The organism is Mesorhizobium ciceri biovar biserrulae WSM1271 (assembly GCF_000185905.1).
Classification (GTDB): domain Bacteria; phylum Pseudomonadota; class Alphaproteobacteria; order Rhizobiales; family Rhizobiaceae; genus Mesorhizobium; species Mesorhizobium ciceri.
This window is the reverse complement of record NC_014923.1, coordinates 736,050-755,886: the sequence shown is the minus strand read 5'-3', so window position 1 is coordinate 755,886 and position 19,837 is coordinate 736,050. Positions and strand designations below refer to the sequence as shown.

Annotated in this window: 17 protein-coding genes; 8 read left to right on the top strand and 9 right to left on the bottom strand. The window is 64.4% G+C overall.

The annotated features are described in order from the left end of the window. Window positions 1-39: 39 nt before the first annotated feature. From nagA to MESCI_RS03540, 4 genes are read right to left on the bottom strand one after another with little or no spacing between them, the layout of a single operon-like run. Window positions 40-1,218 carry an N-acetylglucosamine-6-phosphate deacetylase gene (gene nagA, locus MESCI_RS03555; RefSeq protein ID WP_013528579.1) on the bottom strand — a complete coding sequence of 393 codons (1,179 nt, stop codon included), beginning with the start codon at window positions 1,216-1,218 and terminating at the stop codon, window positions 40-42. Then, window positions 1,215-2,249 carry an SIS domain-containing protein gene (locus tag MESCI_RS03550; protein WP_024502148.1) on the bottom strand — a complete coding sequence of 345 codons (1,035 nt, stop codon included), beginning with the start codon at window positions 2,247-2,249 and terminating at the stop codon, window positions 1,215-1,217. The genes nagA and MESCI_RS03550 overlap by 4 nt, the downstream gene beginning before the upstream one ends. A gap of 17 nt (window positions 2,250-2,266) precedes the next feature. Continuing rightward, window positions 2,267-3,049, bottom strand: a complete 783-nt coding sequence (locus MESCI_RS03545) for a GntR family transcriptional regulator (protein ID WP_013528577.1) — start codon at window positions 3,047-3,049, stop codon at window positions 2,267-2,269. Next, entirely contained in the window at window positions 3,046-3,927 is an 882-nt protein-coding gene (locus MESCI_RS03540) for a glucosamine kinase nucleotide-binding domain-containing protein (protein ID WP_013528576.1), read from the bottom strand. The genes MESCI_RS03545 and MESCI_RS03540 overlap by 4 nt, the downstream gene beginning before the upstream one ends. A gap of 199 nt (window positions 3,928-4,126) precedes the next feature. On the opposite strand from MESCI_RS03540, the gene MESCI_RS03535 reads away from it, so the two are divergent. From MESCI_RS03535 to MESCI_RS03505, 7 genes are all read left to right on the top strand, one after another. Continuing rightward, window positions 4,127-5,086 carry an N-acetylmuramic acid 6-phosphate etherase gene (locus MESCI_RS03535; protein ID WP_013528575.1) on the top strand — a complete coding sequence of 320 codons (960 nt, stop codon included), beginning with the start codon at window positions 4,127-4,129 and terminating at the stop codon, window positions 5,084-5,086. A 2-nt stretch (window positions 5,087-5,088) separates the two neighbouring features. Beyond that, window positions 5,089-6,348: an ABC transporter substrate-binding protein gene (locus MESCI_RS03530; protein ID WP_013528574.1), complete on the top strand. Its 1,260-nt coding sequence runs from the start codon at window positions 5,089-5,091 to the stop codon at window positions 6,346-6,348. Window positions 6,349-6,592: 244 nt separating this feature from the next. Beyond that, complete coding sequence (locus tag MESCI_RS03525) at window positions 6,593-7,522, top strand: carbohydrate ABC transporter permease (protein WP_013528573.1); 930 nt, start codon at window positions 6,593-6,595, stop codon at window positions 7,520-7,522. Window positions 7,523-7,532: 10 nt separating this feature from the next. Further along, window positions 7,533-8,372 (top strand): carbohydrate ABC transporter permease, encoded by an 840-nt coding sequence (locus MESCI_RS03520; protein ID WP_013528572.1) that lies wholly within the window; start codon window positions 7,533-7,535, stop codon window positions 8,370-8,372. Then, window positions 8,369-8,836: a DUF4304 domain-containing protein gene (locus MESCI_RS03515; protein WP_013528571.1), complete on the top strand. Its 468-nt coding sequence runs from the start codon at window positions 8,369-8,371 to the stop codon at window positions 8,834-8,836. The genes MESCI_RS03520 and MESCI_RS03515 overlap by 4 nt, the downstream gene beginning before the upstream one ends. A gap of 1 nt (window position 8,837) precedes the next feature. Next, on the top strand, window positions 8,838-9,893 hold the full coding sequence (locus MESCI_RS03510) for a Gfo/Idh/MocA family protein (RefSeq protein WP_013528570.1): 1,056 nt from the start codon (window positions 8,838-8,840) through the stop codon (window positions 9,891-9,893). A 15-nt stretch (window positions 9,894-9,908) separates the two neighbouring features. Then, complete coding sequence (locus MESCI_RS03505; protein ID WP_013528569.1) at window positions 9,909-10,907, top strand: ABC transporter ATP-binding protein; 999 nt, start codon at window positions 9,909-9,911, stop codon at window positions 10,905-10,907. Window positions 10,908-11,073: 166 nt separating this feature from the next. On the opposite strand, the gene MESCI_RS03500 is transcribed toward MESCI_RS03505, so the two are convergent. The 5 genes from MESCI_RS03500 to MESCI_RS03480 form a co-directional block, all read right to left on the bottom strand. Then, complete coding sequence (locus MESCI_RS03500) at window positions 11,074-11,919, bottom strand: fumarylacetoacetate hydrolase family protein (protein ID WP_013528568.1); 846 nt, start codon at window positions 11,917-11,919, stop codon at window positions 11,074-11,076. A gap of 219 nt (window positions 11,920-12,138) precedes the next feature. Continuing rightward, entirely contained in the window at window positions 12,139-12,870 is a 732-nt protein-coding gene (locus tag MESCI_RS03495) for an SDR family oxidoreductase (RefSeq protein ID WP_013528567.1), read from the bottom strand. A 186-nt stretch (window positions 12,871-13,056) separates the two neighbouring features. Next, window positions 13,057-15,429, bottom strand: a complete 2,373-nt coding sequence (locus MESCI_RS03490; protein ID WP_013528566.1) for an aldehyde dehydrogenase family protein — start codon at window positions 15,427-15,429, stop codon at window positions 13,057-13,059. 72 nt (window positions 15,430-15,501) lie between these two features. Beyond that, a complete protein-coding gene (deoC, locus tag MESCI_RS03485; protein ID WP_013528565.1) occupies window positions 15,502-16,551 on the bottom strand; it encodes a deoxyribose-phosphate aldolase in 1,050 nt (349 codons plus the stop codon). Window positions 16,552-16,702: 151 nt separating this feature from the next. Then, complete coding sequence (locus tag MESCI_RS03480) at window positions 16,703-17,530, bottom strand: ferredoxin--NADP reductase (RefSeq protein WP_013528564.1); 828 nt, start codon at window positions 17,528-17,530, stop codon at window positions 16,703-16,705. Window positions 17,531-17,751: 221 nt separating this feature from the next. On the opposite strand from MESCI_RS03480, the gene MESCI_RS03475 reads away from it, so the two are divergent. After that, complete coding sequence (locus MESCI_RS03475) at window positions 17,752-19,836, top strand: hydantoinase/oxoprolinase family protein (RefSeq protein WP_013528563.1); 2,085 nt, start codon at window positions 17,752-17,754, stop codon at window positions 19,834-19,836. Window position 19,837: the final 1 nt, after the last annotated feature.

Sequence of the window (19,837 nt, the reverse complement as noted above, 5' to 3'; positions counted from 1 at the left end):
CGACCTCAAAATCAAAAGGTTTCACGACGACAGCCGATATCAATGCGCAGTGCCGTAGCCGGCTCCAAAAACCTTTTCGCCGCCGATCCAGACGCCCTTCGGGTCGAGATCGTCCGACAGCGCGACAATATCCGCAGCCGTGCCGTTGGCGAATCGGCCAAGCCGGTGCGACTGGCCGATTGCTTGCGCCGGATAGAGCGAAGCCATGCGCAAGGCCTCGGAAAGCTCGACCCCGATGACGCGGTGGGTGAAACGAATGGCCGAGATCATGTCGAGATCGGCGCCCGCCAGCGTTCCGTCGCCGAGCCGCAGGCTGCCATGCCTGCGATAGATGGTACGGCCGTTGAGCGTGAACGACGTCATGTCGGTGCCGATTGTCGCCATGGCGTCGGTGACCAGAACAATCCTGGCCGGCCCCTGCTTGGCGCGCAGTGCGATCTTGATGGTGGCCGGATCGACATGGATGCCGTCGGCGATGAGACCGGCCGACAAGGTGCCGATGTCGATGGCGGCGCCAGCCAGGCCAGGCTCGCGATTGCCGATCTGGCTCATCGCATTGAACAGGTGGGTAACCATCGAGGCACCCGCCGCGGCAAAGGCGCTGGCGGTGGCGTAGCCGGTGTCGGAATGGCCAAGGCTGACGATGACGCCGGCCTTAGTCAGCGCCGCGACGCGAGCCGGCTCGACGGATTCGGGCGCGATGGTGGTCAGCAGCACCGGCAGCTTTTGCCGAGCCGCGATCAGCATCGCCTGGTCGGCATCCGTCATCGGCCGGATCAGCGCCGGATCATGCGCGCCCTTGCGGGCGACCGACAAATGCGGGCCTTCGAGATGCAGCCCGAGAAACCCAGGCACCTTCTGGCGCGCCGCCGCCTCGCCGGCGGCGACAGCGGCGGCCGTGATTGCAGGCGTGTCGGTGATCAGCGTCGGCAGCAGCGCCGTCGTGCCGAAGGGCGCGTGCGCGCGGCAGATGGTCTCGATGGAAGCGACATCGGGATGGTCGTTGAGCATGACGCCGCCGCCGCCATTGACCTGCAGGTCCACGAAGCCCGGCACCAGCAGGCCGTCACCGGCATCGACGAGGGCGATGTCCGAGGGGACGGCGCCCGTGGGCAAAATGGCCTCGACGAGACCGTCGCGCACGACCAGCGCGTGGCCTTCGTGCCAATCGTCGCCGTCGAAAATCCGGGCGCCAGTCAGGGCAAAGCGATTGCTCATACGGTCTCCGTCACCTTGCGAAGATTGCGCGGCGTGTCCGGGTCGAGACCGCGATGGCGGGCAAACGCCTCGACGAACATGTAGAAGGAGACGATCAGCGTCAGCGGATCGGTCAGCGGATGGCCTGTGGCGACATGCGGCAGGCGCACGGCGCGTTGGGCAAGTGCCGAGGTGACGAACACCGGCGCGCCCTTGGCCGCCAGGCTGTCGGCGGCCTCGGCAATCGACGGTTCGGACGCGTCGCGCGCGGCCAGCGCCAGCACCGGAAAATCAGGGCCGACCAGCGCCAGCGGGCCATGCATGACCTCGGCGGCGCTGTAGGCTTCCGCATGCATGCCGCAGGTCTCCTTGAATTTCAGCGCAGCCTCATTGGCCATCGCCGCCGACGGTCCGCGGCCGAGGATGAACAACGACTTCTGCTTCTCGATCGTCTCAGAGAGCACGCTCATCCAGTCGCAGGCGATCGCCTTGCCGAAATGCTCCGGCAGGCGGGCAAGCGCCGCCAGCAGCGCATCGTCGCCGGTGGCATGCGCCATCAGAGCGAGGCCGGCGACGGCCGAATTGATGAAGGTCTTGGTGGCCGCGACGCTGCGCTCGGGGCCGGCCAGGATGTCGATCGCATAGTCCGAGGCACGCGCCAGCGGCGAATCGGCGGTGTTGGTGATGGCGACGGTCAGCGCGCCTCCCGCCCGCGCGGTTTCGGCCATGGCGACGATGTCGGGGCTCTTGCCCGACTGCGAGATCGCCAGGCAGGCCGAGCCGGCGAGCCTGAGCTTGCGGCCATAGATCGAGGCGATCGACGGCCCGACCGATGCGACGGCCAGGCCCGCGGTCAGCTCGACGGCGTATTTCATGAAGGTGGCGGCATGGTCGGACGAGCCGCGCGCCACGGTGACGACGAACTGCGGGTCGCGTTCCCGGATGCCGCGCCCGGCTTCGGTCAGCACGGCGCCGGAGCCGTCGAGCAGGCGGGCGACGGCCTGCGGGACCTCCTCGATCTCGCGCCGCATATGGGTCATCTCTGTCGACATGGTCGGCTCTGTCGTGCTCATGGTCGGCCCTCTTCGCTCGGCCCTGTCAGCCGCAGTTCGGCGACGAAATCATAGGCGTCGCCCCGGTAGATAGAGCGGGTGAATTCGATCACCTTGCCGCTCGCCAGATAGGAAATACGTTCGATGTGCAGGCCGGCAATGCCTGGCGGCACTTCGAGCAGGCGCGCGTCGCTGTCGCCGAGATTGGCGGCGGAAATGCGCTGCACCGCCCGCACCGGCCGATTGCCGGTCAATTCCAGCGCGGCATAGAGCGAGGAGCCTATGTCGGCCGGGTCGGGCAACACGCTGGCCGACAGCGAGGCCCGCTCGATCGCCAGCGGCGTGTCGTTGGCAATGCGCAGGCGCGCCACGCGCGCCACCAGTTCGTCCGACGACAGGCCGAGCACCATCATTTCGTCGGGCGAAGGTGCGTAAAGGCCGCGGTCGAGCCATGCCGAACGCACCACCATGCCGCGCCGCGCCATGTCCTCGGTAAACGAGGTCAGCCGCGACAGCGACTGTTCGACACGCTCCATGCGCGGCGCCACGAAGGTGCCGGAGCCGTGGCGCTGCACCAGGATGCCGCCCTTGACCAGGTCCTGCACCGCCTTGCGCACGGTGACCCGCGAAATATCGGCCTTGGTGGCGATGTCGCGCTCGGAGGGCAGCGCGTCGCCCGGCCCGATCAGGCCGCGATTGACCGCGTCCTCGATGCTCTTGCGCAACTGCAGATAAAGCGGCGCGCCGCTTTGCGCCTGATGTTTCAGCGTGGCGAAGATCTGGTCGGCGGCCTCGCTCATCGAGTTGCCTCCGCGTGTCCGGCGAAAAGGCGAACCGCCATCTGCACCGCGCCGCCCAGCGCGTCGTCGAGCGGCGGCTTCAGCAGCGCCCGGTAGCGGGCAGACAGGCGCGGCGCGTAGAGCGGCGCCAGCCCGCCGAGCAGGCACAGCGGCGCGTCGTCGGCGAGATCGAGCGCGCCGAGCGAGGCTTCGACATCGGCAACCACCCTGTCGAGGATCCAGTTGGCGACGCTGTCGCCCTTCTCGGCGTGTTCGAACACCTTGGGTGCGAAGCCGCCGAAATCGCCGGGCTTGGCATTGGTGGTGAATTCGACGACATCCTCCGGGTTGTTGCGGAAGACGGCCAGCATGCTCTGCGTCAGCGGCGAGCCCGCGCGGACGCCGTCATAGGCAAGCAGTGTCTGTTCGAGCAGGTCGCGGCCGATACGGGCGCCGCTGCCCTGGTCGCCAACCTGGAAGCCCCAGCCGCCGATGGCGCGCGATTTGCCTTGTCTGCGCGCCATATAGGCGGTGCCGGTGCCGAGGATCGCCATGGCGCCGTCACCGGCGCCGACAGCGCCTTCCAGCGCGATTTCGGCGTCGGTCTCGACGCGGCTGATGCTGAATGGCAGGATCGCCTCAAGCTGCTGCCGGTAGGTGCCGACATTGGCGCCGGCAAGGCCGAGAATTGCGGGCGTTCGCGGGATCAGTTCCGGATCCTGCCCGGCGACGAGGAACGCCTGCCTGGCGGCCTCGACGATGTTCGAGCGAGCGCCGGTCAGGTCGGTGCGGATGTTGGCGGCGCCGCTTTTGGCGCGGCCGATCACCGTGCCGTCCGCCGTTGCCAGGGCGGCCCTGCAGCTGGTGCCGCCGCCATCGATTCCGAGCACGAAATTCACGTTGATTTCTCCTCCGGGCGGATAATACCAATAAAATACCAATAGCCAAGAGTTAATTTCCGTTTCAAAAAGTTTAAGCCGTATTTTATTGAAAAATCTGCGTATTTCGGCCGCTCAGCGATTTCCAGCCCGCGAATTCGTTAATGCGTGTGGACAAGTGGTATTTTTTTGGTATTGTTCTGGTATTGGAGGAACCGGGATGGCCGAAACGCGCACCGAAGCGCTTCACAAAAATGCCGAGGGGCTGGATATCCAGCCTCCGGACGCCATCCTTTCCTATTTGGCCGATGCGCAGATCGAAGCCGCCAAGGTGGTGCGCCATGCCATTCCATCCATCGCCAGGGCCGCCGAGATCATCGCCGGCAGGCTGAAGAGCGGGGGCAAGCTTGCCTACGCCGCGGCCGGCAGCTCAGGCCTTATGGCACTGGCCGATGCGCTGGAGCTGCCGGGCACCTTCGGCATTCACCGCGACCGCATCGCCATCCTGATCGCCGGCGGCGACGACGCTTTCCGCACGCTGGCCGGCGGGCCGGAAGACGATACCGAGGAAGCCGCGGCAGCGGTCGCCGAGGCCAGCCTCGGCAAGGGCGACTGCCTGATCGCCATTTCCGCCAGCGGCACGACGCCCTATGCCGTGCGGGCCATCCAGGAGGCTGCCCGCCGCGGCGCTGCCACCATCGGCATCGCCAACAACAGGGACTCTGCGCTGCTGCGCCAGGCACAAACCGCCATCCTGCTCGAAACGCCGCCGGAACTGATCGCCGGCTCCACCCGCATGGGCGCCGGCACTGCCCAGAAGATCGCGCTCAACATGCTGTCGACGCTGACCGCCATCCATCTCGGCCATGTGCATGACGGCTACATGGTCAATCTCATGGCCGACAACATCAAGCTGCGCGACCGCGCGGCGCGCATCGTCGCCGCCGTCAGCGGGCGCGGCACGGACGAAGCGGCCCGCCTGCTCGAAAAGAGCGGCGGCGCGGTCAAGACCGCCATTCTGCTCGCCGCCGGCGCCGACAGCACTGACGCGGCGCAGAAGATACTGGAAGAGGCCGGCCAGAAGTTGCGGCCGGCCCTTTCCGCTATAGAGGGGAGCAAGGGCTCAAAAGCCTCTGTTCTCATCAAAACCGAACCTGAAAAAGGTCAACAGGGAGACTGAGCATGACAACGAAACTACTGACGGCACTGCTTTTGGGCACCAGCATTCTCGGCTCGGCCGGGTTGGCTCACGCCGACGACGTAACGCTCAACATCGAAAGCTGGCGCGGCGACGACCTTGCCATCTGGAAGGACAAGCTGATCCCGGCTTTCGAAGCCAAGAACCCGGGCATCAAGGTCGTGTTCGCACCGTCGGCTCCGACCGAATATGACGCCGCGCTCGGCGCCAAGCTCGCCGCCGGCTCGGCGGGCGACCTGATCACCTGCCGCCCGTTCGACAAGTCGCTTGAGCTGTTCAAGAAGGGCAACCTTGCCGATCTCTCGGCGCTGCCCGGCATGGAGAACTTTTCGCCGGTGGCCAAGTCCGCCTGGCAGACCGACGACGGCAAGGCGAGCTTCTGCGTGCCGATGGCTTCGGTCATCCACGGCTTCATCTACAACAAGGACGCCTTTGACAAGCTCGGCATCAAGGTGCCGGAGACCCGCGACGAGTTCTTCGCCGCGCTCGACAAGATCAAGGCCGACGGCACCTACATCCCGATGGCGATGGGCACCAAGGATCTCTGGGAAGCCGCGACCATGGGCTACCAGAACATCGGCCCCAACTACTGGAAGGGCGAAGATGGCCGCGCAGCACTGATCAAGGGCGATCAGAAGCTGACCGACAAGGACTGGGTCGCGCCGTATGAGGAACTGGCCAAGTGGAAGCCTTATCTCGGCGATGGCTTCGAGGCGCAGACCTATCCGGACAGCCAGAACCTGTTTACGCTCGGCCGCGCCGCCATCTACCCGGCCGGCTCGTGGGAGATCGGCCTGTTCAACACCCAGGCGCAGTTCAAGATGGGCGCCTTCCCGCCGCCGGTCGAGAAGGCCGGCGACACCTGCTACATCTCCGACCATACCGATATCGGCATGGGCCTGAATGCGGCTTCGAAGAACGCCGATGCGGCCAAGACCTTCCTGTCCTGGGTCGCCTCGCCGGATTTCGCCACCATCTACGCCAACGCACTGCCGGGCTTCTTCAGCCTGAACTCCTCGCCGGTGAAGATGGAAGACCCGCTGGCGCAGGAATTCGTCTCCTGGCGCGGCAAGTGCAAGTCGACGATCCGCTCGACCTACCAGATCCTGTCGCGCGGCACGCCGAACCTCGAGAACGAGACCTGGGTTGAATCGGCCAACGTCATCAACGGCACCGATACGCCGGAAGCGGCGGCCAAGAAGCTGCAGACCGGCCTCGACAGCTGGTACCATCCGGCCAAGTAAGAGCTCAGGTGATGGAACCGGCCGGCGCACGCCTGGCCGGTTCCGGACTACCTCATTCAAAGTGCGCCTATTCAGATTGCGATTGTCGGCACCGCCTCCCGGCCTTACCCTCTCTTCGGGGAAGGCTAGCTGATCAGTCGCAGGCCTTTGTTCCTGCCGCATCGGCAGGAATGGTCGGGCCGTGCATCGAGGCATCATCTAGATCGATACCCTTTGGAACCGAGAGACGGCGGGGACCGAACTCATGGCCGCAGATATCAGACCGAAAAGACCGTTCCGCTGGCATATAGGCGTCTTCCTGGCGCCGGCGGTGCTTGTCTACACGGCAATCATGATCCTGCCGCTCGCCGGCACGCTGCAGCTCTCGCTGTTCCGCAACATCGAGCAGCACCAGGTCTTCGTCGGGCTGGAAAACTTCCGCATGCTGTTCGGCGATCCCAACTGGTCGGTGGGTTTCTGGAACGCGCTGAGGAACAACACCTGGTTCTTTATCATCCACATGCTGGTGCAGAACCCGATCGGCGTCATGCTGGCGGCTTTGCTGTCCAGCCCGAGGCTGAGGTTCGCGGCCTTCTACCGCACGGCGATCTTCGTGCCGACCATCCTGTCCTTCGTCATCGTTGGTTTCGCCTGGAAGCTGATCCTGTCCCCGTTGTGGGGCGTGGCGCCGCATCTGATGGATCTCGTCGGCCTGAAAAGCCTGTTCACGCCATGGCTCGGCAAGGAGCAATATGCGCTCACCGCACTCAGCCTGATTTCGGTGTGGCAGTTCGTCGGCATCCCGATGATGCTGATCTACGCTGCCCTGCTGTCGATCCCCGAAGAGGTGATCGAGGCCGCCGAATGCGATGGCATCACCGGCCTGGCGCAGTTCTGGAAGATCAAGCTGCCGCTGATCCTGCCGTCGATCGGCATCATCTCGATCCTCACCTTCGTCGGCAATTTCAACGCCTTCGACCTGATCTACACCGCGCAAGGCGCGCTCGCCGGGCCGAACTATTCGACCGACATTCTCGGTACCTTCCTCTACCGCGCCTTCTTCGGCTTCCAGCTGCAGGTCGGCGACCCCAATATGGGCGCAGCGATCGCCACGATGATGTTCCTGATCATCCTCGGCGGTGTCTGCGTCTATCTCTTCCTCGTCCAGACGCGCCTGCGTCGCTACCAGTTCTGAGGGCCGAGAGATGAGCACCGCCACCCGTTCCGTGCCCCGCACCATCGGCGCCCATGCGATCCTGTTGACCTACACGGTGATCGCGCTGTTTCCGGTGATCCTGGTGATCATGAACTCGTTCAAGTCCCGCGCCGGCATCTTCGGCGCGCCGCTGACGCCGCCGACGCCCAAAACCTTCGACCTGATCGGCTACACCACCGTCATCGGCCAGGGCGACTTCATCCACTATTTCCAGAACAGCCTCGTCGTCACCGTCGCCTCGCTGTTCCTCGTGCTCCTGTTCGGCGCCATGGCGGCGTTCGCGCTGTCGGAATACCGCTTCCGCGGCAACTCGCTGATGGGCCTCTATCTGGCGCTCGGCATCATGATCCCGATCCGGCTGGGCACCGTCGCCATCCTGCAATTGATGGTGGCGAGCGGGCTGGTCAACACGCTGACGGCGCTGATCCTGGTCTACACCGCGCAAGGCCTGCCGCTTGCCGTCTTCATCCTGTCGGAATTCATGAAGCAGGTGTCCGACGATCTGAAGAATGCCGGCCGCATCGACGGCCTGTCCGAATACACCATCTTCTTCCGCCTGGTGCTGCCGCTGGTCAGGCCGTCGATGGCAACCGTCGCCGTCTTCACCATGATCCCGATCTGGAATGACCTGTGGTTCCCGCTGATCCTGGCGCCGTCGGAAGAAACCAAGACGGTGACGCTCGGCGCGCAGCTCTTCCTCGGCCAGTTCGTCACCAACTGGAACGCTATCCTGGCGGCGCTGTCGCTGGCGATCATGCCGGTGCTGATCCTCTACGTCATCTTCTCGCGGCAGCTGATCCGCGGCATTACTTCCGGAGCGGTGAAGTGAGCGGCGGGGAAGAAGCTATCGTACAGGCCCTCGTCGAGACAGCGAGCCACTATGGATTCCGGGGCGTTCGCGCCAAAAATTTCTACCGAGAGTGGCCGGAGACGATCTGTGTGCTGAACCTTCAGAAGTCTTCCTGGGGTCCGCAATTCTATATCAACGCTGCTGTCTGGTTTGCACGGCTTGGGCCGGAGCGCCGGCCGAAGGAATACAATTGTCACATTCGTTGGCGCGTCAATTCCCAGATGGAAGACGAGCAGTCGAAAGCGTTCGAGCAGGCGCTCAACCTTGAGCATCCCTTGCCTGATGATCAGAGGCTTTCACTGATCAAGGACGGAGTTGATGCCTATGGCTTTCGACTTTTGTCCCGGTGTGACAGCGAAGAAGCAGCCCTGCGGGTCGCAGATGAATGTGAGCCACAGGTGATGGTGGCTCTCGCAGCCCGCAGTCAAGAAAAGGCGAATTGAAATGGCCCAACCCCTGCGTGTCGTCGTCGCCGGCCTCGGCAATATGGGCCGCAGCCATGCGCTGGCCTACCATACCAATCCAGGTTTCCAGATCGCGGCGCTGATCAATCGCTCCGACGTGCCGCTGCCGGACGGGCTGTCGGGTTACGGCATCAGGCGCTCCTTCGACGGGGCATTGCGTGACGAAAAGCCCGATGTCGCCTGCATCGCCACCTATTCCGACAGCCATGCCGACTATGCGGTGAAGGCGTTCGAGGCCGGTTGCCACGTCTTCGTCGAAAAGCCGCTGGCAACGACGGTGGCCGATGCCAGGCGCGTCGTCGCGGCGGCCAAGGCCAACGGCAGGAAGCTGGTGATCGGCTACATCCTGCGCCATCACCCGTCCTGGATCCGGTTGATCGCCGAAGCGCGCAAGCTCGGCGGCCCCTACGTCTTCCGCATGAACCTCAACCAGCAATCCTCGGGCCATACCTGGGAGACGCACAAGCAGTTGATGCAGACGACCTCGCCGATCGTCGATTGCGGCGTGCACTATCTCGACGTCATGCTGCAGATCACCGATGCGAAGCCCGTGGAAGTGCGCGGCATGGGCGTGCGGCTGACCGACGAGGTCGCGCCCTCGATGTACAATTACGGCCACTTGCAGGTGCTGTTCGATGACGGTTCGGTCGGCTGGTATGAGGCCGGCTGGGGGCCGATGATTTCGGAAACCGCCTTCTTCGTGAAGGACGTCATCTCGCCCAATGGCTGCGTGTCGATCGTCATGAAGGAAGGTGTGAAGTCCGATGACATCGACACCCACACCAAGACCTCGACCATCCGCCTGCACAATGCGGCGACCGACGCGGACGGCAAGTTTCTCAAGGCCGACGAAATGCTGTCGATGGCAGGCGAACCCGGCCATCAGGACCTCTGCGACCTCGAACAGGCCTTCGTGCTGAAGGCAATCCGTGAGGATCTGGACCTCGCCAAACACATGGACGACGCGGTCAAATCGCTCGCCGTCTGCCTTGCAGCCGACGAGAGCGTGCGCAGCGGCGCCGCCGTCAAACTCTAGAACAGGGACGAAGCCGTGGGCTCGCTGAACATCGAGAATGTGAAGAAGGCCTTTGGGCCGGTCGAGGTGCTGAAGGGCATCAACCTCGAAGTGAACGACGGCGAGTTCGTCGTTTTCGTCGGGCCGTCCGGCTGCGGCAAGTCGACCCTGCTCAGGGTCATCGCCGGACTGGAGGACTCGACTTCGGGCCGCGTCGTCATCGACGGCGCGGACGTCTCGGCCACGCCGCCGGCCAAGCGCGGCATCGCCATGGTGTTCCAGACCTATGCGCTCTATCCGCATCTGACGGTGAAGAACAATATGGGCCTCGGCCTCAAGCAGGCCGGCACGCCGGCGGCCGAGATCGAGCGCCGCATCGGCATCGCCTCGTCGATGCTGTCGCTGGAGCCCTATCTCGAAAGGCGGCCGGCCGAACTCTCCGGCGGCCAGCGTCAGCGCGTCGCCATCGGCCGCGCCGTGGTGCGCGAGCCGAAGCTGTTTCTGTTCGACGAGCCGCTGTCGAACCTCGATGCCGCGCTGCGTGTCAACACGCGGCTCGAGATCGCGCAATTGCACCGCCGGCTGAAGGCGACGATGATCTACGTCACCCACGACCAGGTCGAGGCGATGACCCTGGCCGACAAGATCGTGGTGCTCAACGCAGGGAAAATCGAGCAGATCGGTGGCCCGATGGAGCTCTACAATTCGCCGGCAAATGAATTTGTCGCCGGCTTCATCGGCTCGCCGAAGATGAATTTCGTCGACGGCGCCCGTCTCGGCGAAACTGCCAAGACAATCGGCGTGCGGCCGGAACATCTGACCGTCGATCCGAAATCCGGCTCCTGGAAGGGAACGGTGGTGCACGCCGAGCATCTCGGCGCCGACACCAATCTCTATCTTGACTGCGAGAAGGCCGGGCTGATCACCGTGCGGATTTTTGGTGTTTACGATGCCGAGCCGGGTGCCACGCTGTATGCGACGCCGGATCCGGCGAAGACGTATCGGTTTGGTGCGGATGGGAAGGTGCTGAAATAGATACGCCGGCGCAGCCCCCTCACCCAGCCTCCGCTTCGCTCGGCTGACCTCTCCCCAAGGGGAGAGGAGATTGTCAGCGCCGACGCCAGCCTCTTCTCCCCAGCGGGGAGAAGGTGGCCGCGAAGCGGCCGGATGAGGGGGCAGCGCTGACCCCGAAATGTACTGCCTAAACGTCCGCCTTGAACGTCTGCTTCTGTTGCCCCAGGCCTTCAATGCCCAGCTCCACCACATCGCCGGCCTTCAAGAACACCGGCGGCTTCATGCCCAGCCCGACGCCGGGCGGCGTGCCGGTGGAGATGATGTCGCCGGGATGCAGCGACATGAACTGGCTGAGATAGGACACCAGATACTTGACGCCATAGACCATGGTCTTGGTCGAGCCGTTCTGCATCGTCTTGCCGTTGACGGTCAGCCACATTTTGAGGTTCTGCGGGTCGGCCACTTCGTCTTTGGTCACCAGCCATGGGCCGGTCGGGCCGAATGTGTCGCAGCTCTTGCCCTTGGTCCACTGGCCCTGGCGCTCGGCCTGGAAGGCGCGCTCTGAGACGTCGTGGGCGACGCTATAGCCGGCGACATAGTCGAGCGCATCGGCCTCGCTGACATATTTGGCGGTTTTGCCGATGATCACGGCCAGCTCGACTTCCCAGTCGGTCTTCTCCGAGCCGCGAGGGATCAGCACGTCGTCATCCGGCCCGACAATGGCCGAGCTCGCCTTCATGAAGATGATCGGCTCCGGCGGCACGGTGGCGCCGGTCTCGGCGGCGTGGTCGGAATAGTTCAGGCCGATACAGATGAACTTGCCCGTGCCGGCAACGCAGGCGCCGAGGCGCGGGCTGCCGGAAACCGCCGGCAGCGACTTCGGATCTAGCTTGGCGAGTGCTGCCAGCGATGCCGGATCGAGTGCCTTGCCGCCGATATCGGTGACGTGAGCGGAGAGATCACGGATCGTTCCATCCGCATCGAGCAGGCCGGGACGTTCGCTTCCCACCTCGCCATAGCGCAGCAGTTTCATCTAAATCCTTCTCCTGATTGCGGCCTCGTGGCCTTTTGCAAACTTTCCGCCAAGGCGATTGCTCCTTCAAGGAACCGGCGGACCGTACCCATCGACCTGACTACGGACAAGCGCGATCGCCATACAAGATAGCCGGCGCGCGGGATTTTCAGACTGTTCGATCCCCTGTTAAACGCCGGCAACGGGCCAGATCGTCCGGCCCACGCAAGATTTCCGCAGTCAGATCGACCAGCCGCCGTCGATATTGTAGGCCTGCCCGGACGTGTACGTGGCGCCGGCCAGGTAGACGGCCAGATCGGCGATTTCCTCCGGCGTGCCGAGCCGGCCCATCGGCTGGCGGGCGATGAAGGCGGCGCGGGCGGCATCATAGTCGCCTTGCGCGTGCATGCGGTCCTGCAGCGACGGGCTCTCGACCGTGCCGGGGCAGATGGCGTTGCAGCGTATGCCCTTGCCGACATAGTCGGCGGCTATCGCCTTGGTCAGGCCGATGACCGCGGCCTTGGTCAGGCCATAGACGAAGCGGTTGGGCACGCCCTTGGTGGAACTGGCCAGCGAGGCCATGTTGATGATCGATCCGTCGCCACGTTCCAGCATGCCGGGCAGCACGGCCCGGCTGGTGCGGATCATGGCGCGCACATTGAGGTTCAGCGCAAAATCGAGGTCGCCGTCCTTCATCTCCAGAATCGAGCCCGAATGGACGAAACCGGCGCAATTGAACAGCACGTCGACGACACCGATCTCGGCAAAGGCGGCGTTGACGGCTTCGTCGTTGAGTACGTCCAGCTTGCGGGTCTTGATCCCTGGCGTCTTGGCGAGTTCCGCCAGCAGCGTCTCGTTGATGTCGGTGGCGTAGACGATGGCGCCGGCTTTTGCGAAGGCCAGTGCGCTCGCCTTGCCGATCCCTTGCGCCGCTGCCGTGACGACAACGACCTTGCCTGCCAGATCCGCCATGCTGTTCTCCTCGTCCGCTGGGATAGTCCGGGTCTACCTGCGGCTGGCCAAGGCGTCATGTGCCAGTCACGCGTGATCGTGCAGCCTGCGCCGTTGACCGTTCACTGATAAAGATGTTTTTTCTCGTTAAAGAACATCTGTCCGGGCGTCAAGCCCGAACACGATCTGAACAGTACCGGCAGGCCATCAATCGCCGTAAGGCACCCAGACATTCTTGACCTCGACGGCGCGGCGCAGGAAGGCGTCGCCGGCGGCTCGGTCGGATGCCCAGTCGATGCCGCGGCCATTGCCGCTCCAGACGCGCTTGAGGTTGCCGATGGACGCGGCCTCCGCCTTGGCGCAGGTCTCGGCATCGGCGAACACCCAAAGCCCGTCGACATCGTCATGCTTGGCCAGCACGCCGGCGAGTTCGGCGCTGCGACCGGTGACGATGTTGATGGCGCCTGAGGGAATGTCGGAATATTCGATGACCTGGTAGAGATCGGTCGCCAGCAGCGGGTAGCGCTCCGACGGCACTGCGACCACGGTGTTGCCCATCGCGAGTGCGGGTGCAATCAGCGAGATCAGGCCGAGCAGCGGCGAGGCATCCGGCGCGACGATGCCGACGACGCCGACCGGCTCGTGCAGCGCCAATGTCACGGCACGCGCGGGCGGTTGGTGCACGCGGCCCTCGAATTTGTCAGCCAGACCGGCATAGAGGAACAGCCGCTCGATGGATTGTTCTACCTCTTCCCGCGCGGCCTTGGGCGTAGCGCCGGTCAATTCGGTGAGACGGGCGGCGAACTCGCCGGCGCGGCCGGAAAGGTTCTCGGCCAGATAATAGAGCACCTGGGACCTGTTATAGGCGGTCGCCTCCGGCCAGGCCTTGGCACCGCGGGCGGCGGAGACGGCATCGCGGATATCCTTGCGGCTACCAAGCCCAACTTCGCCGGCAAGCTTGCCCTTGGCGGTGGCGACAGCCAGCGAATAATTGCCGTCCGGCCGTACCTGCTTGCCGCCGATGAACAGCTTTGCCGTACGGTCGATTGCCGCGCCATCGGCCTGCTCGACCGGTTGCGCCGACATCGTCGCCGGCTTGATGACCGGGCCGAGCGGCAATTTTGCCGTGAGATATTCGAACATGCCCTCGCGCCCGCCCTCACGACCGAAACCACTCTCGCGGTAGCCGCCGAAGCCACAGGCGGCGTCGAACATGTTGGTGCCGTTGACCCAGACCACGCCGGCCTTCAATTGCGGCGCGACGTGCAGGGCAAGGTTGACGTTCTCGCTCCACACCGAGGCGGCGAGGCCATAGCGCGTGTTGTTGGCGAGCTCGATCGCTTCCTCGGTGTTGCGGAAGGTCATGGTCGCCAGAACAGGGCCGAACACCTCTTCTTGCGCCAATATGTTAGCCGGCGAAACACCTGTGGCGAGCGTCGGCAGATGGTAGTAGCCGGAGGACGGCAGCGCGGCATCCGGCTGCCAGCAGACGGCGCCCTGTCTGGCGCCTTCGGCAACCAGGCCCTTGACGCGCTCGAGCTGGGTCAGATCGACGAGCGGACCGATATCGGTGTTCTTGTCCAGCGGGCTGCCGACGCGCAGCCGGCTCATCCGCGTCTTGACCTTGGCGATCAGGGCGTCGGCTATGCCTTCCTGCACCAGGAGCCGCGAACCGGCGCAGCAGACCTGGCCCTGGTTGAACCAGATGCCGTCGACCAGGCCTTCGACGGCGCTGTCGAGATCGGCATCCTCGAAGACGATGAAAGCCGATTTGCCGCCGAGCTCCAGCGACAGTTTCTTGCCCGAGCCGGCGGTGGCCTTGCGGATGATCTTGCCGACCTCGGAAGAGCCGGTAAAGGCGATCTTCTGGACGCCGGGATGGTTGACGATGGCGACGCCGGCCTCAGGGCCGCCCTGGACGATGTTGACGACGCCCTTCGGCACGCCGGCACGCTCGCAAATCTCGGCGAACAGGATGGCGGTCAGCGGCGTGAACTCGGCCGGCTTCAGCACCACGGTGCAGCCGGCGGCGAGCGCCGGCGCGATCTTCCAGGCCAGCATCAGCAACGGAAAGTTCCACGGGATGATCTGGCCGACGACGCCGACACCCCTATGGCCGGGGAAATCCCTGTCCAGCGCCTGCGCCCAGCCGGCATGGTGGATGAAATGGCGGATCGCCAGCGGCACGTCGATATCGCGGCTTTCGCGGATCGGCTTGCCGTTGTCGATGGTCTCAAGCACCGCGAACAGGCGCTGATGCCGCTGCATGGCGCGGCCGATGGCATAGAGTACTTTGGCACGCTGATAGCCTGAGGCTGCCGACCACTTCGGCAGCGCCTTGGCGGCGGCCGCAACCGCCGCGTCGATATCGGCGGCATTGGCGTCCGAGACCTCGGCCAGCAGCTTGCCGGAAGACGGCTCGCTGGTCTCGAAGGTCTTGCCGCCGGCAGCGGCTTTCCAGTCGCCGCCGATGAACAGCGCCTTGCCGAAATCGCGCGCGGCAAGCCAGGCGTCGGCCTCGTTGCGGGCCTCCGGTGCCGGGCCGTATTCCATGGCGTGATAGCGATCGAGAATGTTCATTGGGCGCCTCCTTCACCCTCCCACTTGTGGGGAGGGTCGATCGGCTTGCCGATCGGGGTGGGGGTAAATCTCTCAAGCCATCGCGTGGCGATGATTGGCCGAATAGTGTCCCGTCAGATGGTGCTCGAGCTGGCGCTCGATGTCGGTCAAGAGGCTCGACGCTCCGAAGCGGAACAGGTCCGGCTCCAGCCATGGCCGGCCGAGCTCTTCCTTCATCAGCACCAGCCAGTCGAGCGAGGCCTTGGCCGTGGAAATGCCGCCGGCCGGCTTGAAGCCGATGAGATAGCCGGTTTCCTCGAAATAGGCCCTGATGGCACGCACCATGGCGAGGCCGACGGGCAGCGTCGCGTTGACGCTTTCCTTGCCGGTCGAGGTCTTGATGAAATCGGCGCCCGCCATCATCGCCACCATCGAGGCCAGCATGACATTGCGCAGCGTGGCGAGGTCGCCGGTGCCGAGGATGACCTTCAGATGCGCATCACCGCAGGCGGCGCGCATCGAGACGATCTCATTGTAAAGCTCCCGCCACTTGGCGCCGAACACCAGGCCGCGCGGGATGACGACGTCGATCTCGTCGGCGCCGTCACGGACCGAGGCCTCGATCTCCTGCAAACGGGTCGACAGCGGCGCCAGGCCATGCGGAAAGGCGGTGGAGACGGCGGCGACATGGATGCCAGTGCCGCGCACCGCATCGACGGCGGTGGCAACGAAGGGGTGGTAGACGCAGACGGCGGCCGGGCGGATGGTTTCACCTGATATGCCGAGGCCCTCGACAATGTCGCGGCGGAACGGATTGATCGCCTTGGCGCAGAGCCGGCGCACGCGCTCCTCGGTGTCGTTGGAATTCAGCGTCGTCAGATCCATGCAGGCGACGGCGCGCAGCAGCCAGGCCGCCTGGTTGTCCGCCTTGATCGAACGCCGCTTGGTCAGGCTGGCGACGCGCCGTTCCAGCGCCGAGCGATTGACGCTGCGCACCGATTCCATGAAGCCAAGGTCGAGCTTCATGCCGGGGTTGCGCGCAATGCGATGGTCCGGTGGAACGGCTGTATTGGCGGCGGCACGCGCCGGCAGCGGCGTCACCTTGGACGGGCCGACATCGGCTTCGCGGATTGTGCTGCTCATCTCCTGCCCTTTCATTCAGCGACGTGTGCCGAAGATAGCCCGTGAAGCCGTACTTCACGAGTCCTGCGGGCGGTCATAACCGAAAAAGGCGGCGAAAGCAGCAATTTTTGACCGTGCGGTCAAAAGCGTAGACTCGAGATGTTGGTGCGGCTCAGCCGACGAAGGCGCGCTCGACGACAAAAGTCGCCGGATGGCTCAGCGAGCCTTCCTCGAAGCCGAGGCTTTCGGCCAGTTCCTTGACGTCCTTCAGCATATGCATCGAGCCGCAGATCATGATCCGATCGGTTGCCGGGTTGAGCTTGTCGATGCCGAGATCGCTGTAGAACTTGCCGGAGCCGATCAGCGCGGTGATGCGGCCCATGCGTGCCGATTCCTCGCGGGTCGTCGAATTGTAGAGCGTGACGCGCCCAGTGGTCAGTTCACCGATCAGCGGGTCGCTTTCAAGTGCTGCGACCAGCTCCTGGCCATAGGTCAGCTCGGCATTGTCGCGGCAGGTATGGGTCAGGATCAGTTGATCGAATTTTTCGTAGGTGTCGGGGTCGCGCAGCAGGCTGGCGAAGGGCGCGATGCCGGTGCCGGTCGAGATCATGAACAGCCGCTTGGCCGGCGTCAGCGCGTCGACCACCAGCGTGCCGGTCGACTTCTGGCGCATGATGACGGTGTCGCCGACCTGGATCTTCTGCAGCTCCGAAGTCAGCGGGCCGTCCGGCACCTTGATCGAGAAGAATTCCAGCTCTTCGTCCCAAGCCGGGCTCGCCACCGAATAGGCGCGGTACACCGGCTTCTCTGCATTGGGCAGGCCGATCATGACGAACTCGCCGGAGCGGAAGCGCAGCGACTGCGGACGGGTGATGCGGAACGAGAACAGCCGGTCGGTGTAGTGCTTCACCGAGACCACGGTTTCGGCATAGACATTGGCCGGAATCGGGAACTGCAGCGGTCGGGCGCCGACGGTGTTGAGAGCGGATGTGGTGTTCATCAAATCCAACCTTCTGGCCCAGCTCACGGACGCGGGCGCCAAACCTTCACCTGCGCGCCCGGACCATTCAGGTCCCGGCGTGCTGTTCGCACACTCCAAAGCGGCAAGCTCTTGTGTCCGGAATTTATTAGTATACAAACGATATTTGCGTCAAGATGCTCCCTTAAAACAGCTTTCCAAACTGACGCATATCCGTAGTCCGCGCATTTCGGGTTTCGACGATGGAAGAGAATATTTCGGCGCAAGCGCGCGATCCCCAGGGAAATGTCGTTGCCGGTATCGATGTCGGCGGCACCTTCACCGACCTGCTCCTGATCGACGGAAGCGATGGCGGCAGGGTGTATCTGGCCAAGACGCCGACCACGGTCGACAACCAGGCCTTCGGTGTCGTTTCGGCGCTCGGCGCCACCGGATTTCCGATCGACGGCATCGACCTCATCGTGCATGGCACGACCACCACCACCAATGCGGTGCTCGAACGCCGGCTGGCGAAAACCGGCATGATCACCACGCGCGGTTTTCGCGACGTGATCGAGCTTGGCCGGCGCACGCGGCCGCAGGCCTATGGCATGACCGGCAGCTTCGTGCCGATCATCCCGCGCAATCTCAGGCTCGAAGTGTCGGAGCGCGTCGAGGCGTCGGGTGCGATACGCACACCGCTCGACGAGGCCGAAATGCGCGAGGCGGTGCAGACGCTGATCGCGGCCGGTTGCGAATCCCTCGTCATCCATTTCCTGCATTCCTACGCCAATCCGGCGCACGAGCGGCGCGCCACCGAAATTGCCGCCGAGCTCTGGCCGAACGGCTACATCACGGCAGGCCATGCGCTGCTGTCGGAGGCGCGCGAGTTCGAGCGCGGCGTCACCGCTTCGGTCAACGCCTCGGTGCAGCCGATCCTCGAGCGCTATGTCGAGCGGCTGCGCAAGGAACTGGCTGCAAAAGGCTATGCCCGCGACTTCCTGATCATGAACGGCAATGGCGGCATGATCTCTGCCCGCTTCGTCACACGTGAATCGGCCAAGACCGTCATGTCCGGTCCGGCCTCGGGCGTCATCGCCGCCGCCTACACCGGAAAACGTGCCGGCTTCGAAAACCTCGTCACCTACGACATGGGCGGCACTTCGACCGACGTGGCGCTGATCCGCAATGCCGAGCCGGCCGTCTCGAGCGAGATCGAGATCGAATATGCCATGCCGATCCATGTGCCGATGGTGGCGGTGCACACGGTCGGCGCCGGCGGCGGCTCGATCGCCCGCGTCGACGCGGCCGGCCTGATCCAGATCGGCCCGGAAAGTGCGGGCGCCAATCCCGGCCCGATCTGCTACGGGCGCGGCGGCCTCGAGCCGACCATCACCGACGCCAATCTGGTGCTCGGCCGGCTGGCGCCGAAGAAGCTGCTGGCAGTCGAAAACCCGGTCACATCAGAGCGCGTCACCGGCATCTTCGAGGAGAAAATCGGCAAGCCGACCGGCCTTTCCGGCGTCGAGGCGGCGGGCGCGGTGCTGCGGCTCGGCAACATGAAGATGGCCGGCGCCATCCGCATGGTCTCGGTGTCACGCGGTCATGACCCCCGCGATTTCGCGCTGTTCGCCTTCGGCGGCGCCGGGCCGCTGCATGCGACTGCCCTGGCGCGCGAACTCGGCCTGCCCAAGGTGTTGGTGCCGGCGCGTCCAGGCATCACCAACGCGCTCGGCTGCGTCGTTGCCGACCTGCGCCACGACTTCGTCAACACCATCAACCAGCCGGTGTCGGTACTCGACGAAACGCATCTTTACGCAGTATTGGAACGGCACCGAAACGAAGGCAAGGAGCTGATCGGCAAGGAAGCGGTAAAGCCGGAGACGATCCGCGTCACCCACTCCGCCGACATGCAGTTCGTCGGCCAGACCCACATCATCAACGTGGCGCTGCCGTCCTCCTCGGTGACCCGGGCAACGCTGCAGCAGCTTTTCGAAAAGGCCTATTTCGCCCGCTTCAAGGTCGAGCTGCCGGAAATCCGAGCCAATCTCGTCAATCTCAATACATCGGTCACCGGCGTGCGTCTGGCGATCGATCTGTCGCGCCTGATCGATCCGGCGGGGCGCGCAGCAACGCTGGACGAGGCGCGGCGCGAAATCCGGCCGGTCTGGTATGCCGGCCGTTGGCACGACACGCCCGTATATGCGCGTGAAAAGCTGCCGCTCGATGCTATCATCGAAGGCCCGGCGATCCTCGAACAGATGGATGCCACCACCGTGCTCGAACCCGGCGACCGCGCACGCAGCGACGCTGACGGCAACATCATCATCGACATTGGCGAGGCCTGAT

What these genes read in the sequence shown, in the direction of transcription:
- MESCI_RS03530 (WP_013528574.1), top strand. Translation starts at nt 5,089, where the DNA reads ATGACAACGAAACTACTGACGGCACTGCTTTTGGGCACCAGCATTCTC.
- MESCI_RS03545 (WP_013528577.1), bottom strand. Translation starts at nt 3,049, where the DNA reads ATGAGCGAGGCCGCCGACCAGATCTTCGCCACGCTGAAACATCAGGCG.
- MESCI_RS03500 (WP_013528568.1), bottom strand. Translation starts at nt 11,919, where the DNA reads ATGAAACTGCTGCGCTATGGCGAGGTGGGAAGCGAACGTCCCGGCCTG.
- MESCI_RS03520 (WP_013528572.1), top strand. Translation starts at nt 7,533, where the DNA reads ATGAGCACCGCCACCCGTTCCGTGCCCCGCACCATCGGCGCCCATGCG.
- MESCI_RS03480 (WP_013528564.1), bottom strand. Translation starts at nt 17,530, where the DNA reads ATGAACACCACATCCGCTCTCAACACCGTCGGCGCCCGACCGCTGCAG.
- MESCI_RS03495 (WP_013528567.1), bottom strand. Translation starts at nt 12,870, where the DNA reads ATGGCGGATCTGGCAGGCAAGGTCGTTGTCGTCACGGCAGCGGCGCAA.
- deoC (WP_013528565.1), bottom strand. Translation starts at nt 16,551, where the DNA reads ATGAGCAGCACAATCCGCGAAGCCGATGTCGGCCCGTCCAAGGTGACG.
- MESCI_RS03475 (WP_013528563.1), top strand. Translation starts at nt 17,752, where the DNA reads ATGGAAGAGAATATTTCGGCGCAAGCGCGCGATCCCCAGGGAAATGTC.
- MESCI_RS03490 (WP_013528566.1), bottom strand. Translation starts at nt 15,429, where the DNA reads ATGAACATTCTCGATCGCTATCACGCCATGGAATACGGCCCGGCACCG.
- MESCI_RS03550 (WP_024502148.1), bottom strand. Translation starts at nt 2,249, where the DNA reads ATGTCGACAGAGATGACCCATATGCGGCGCGAGATCGAGGAGGTCCCG.
- nagA (WP_013528579.1), bottom strand. Translation starts at nt 1,218, where the DNA reads ATGAGCAATCGCTTTGCCCTGACTGGCGCCCGGATTTTCGACGGCGAC.
- MESCI_RS03525 (WP_013528573.1), top strand. Translation starts at nt 6,593, where the DNA reads ATGGCCGCAGATATCAGACCGAAAAGACCGTTCCGCTGGCATATAGGC.
- MESCI_RS03510 (WP_013528570.1), top strand. Translation starts at nt 8,838, where the DNA reads ATGGCCCAACCCCTGCGTGTCGTCGTCGCCGGCCTCGGCAATATGGGC.
- MESCI_RS03535 (WP_013528575.1), top strand. Translation starts at nt 4,127, where the DNA reads ATGGCCGAAACGCGCACCGAAGCGCTTCACAAAAATGCCGAGGGGCTG.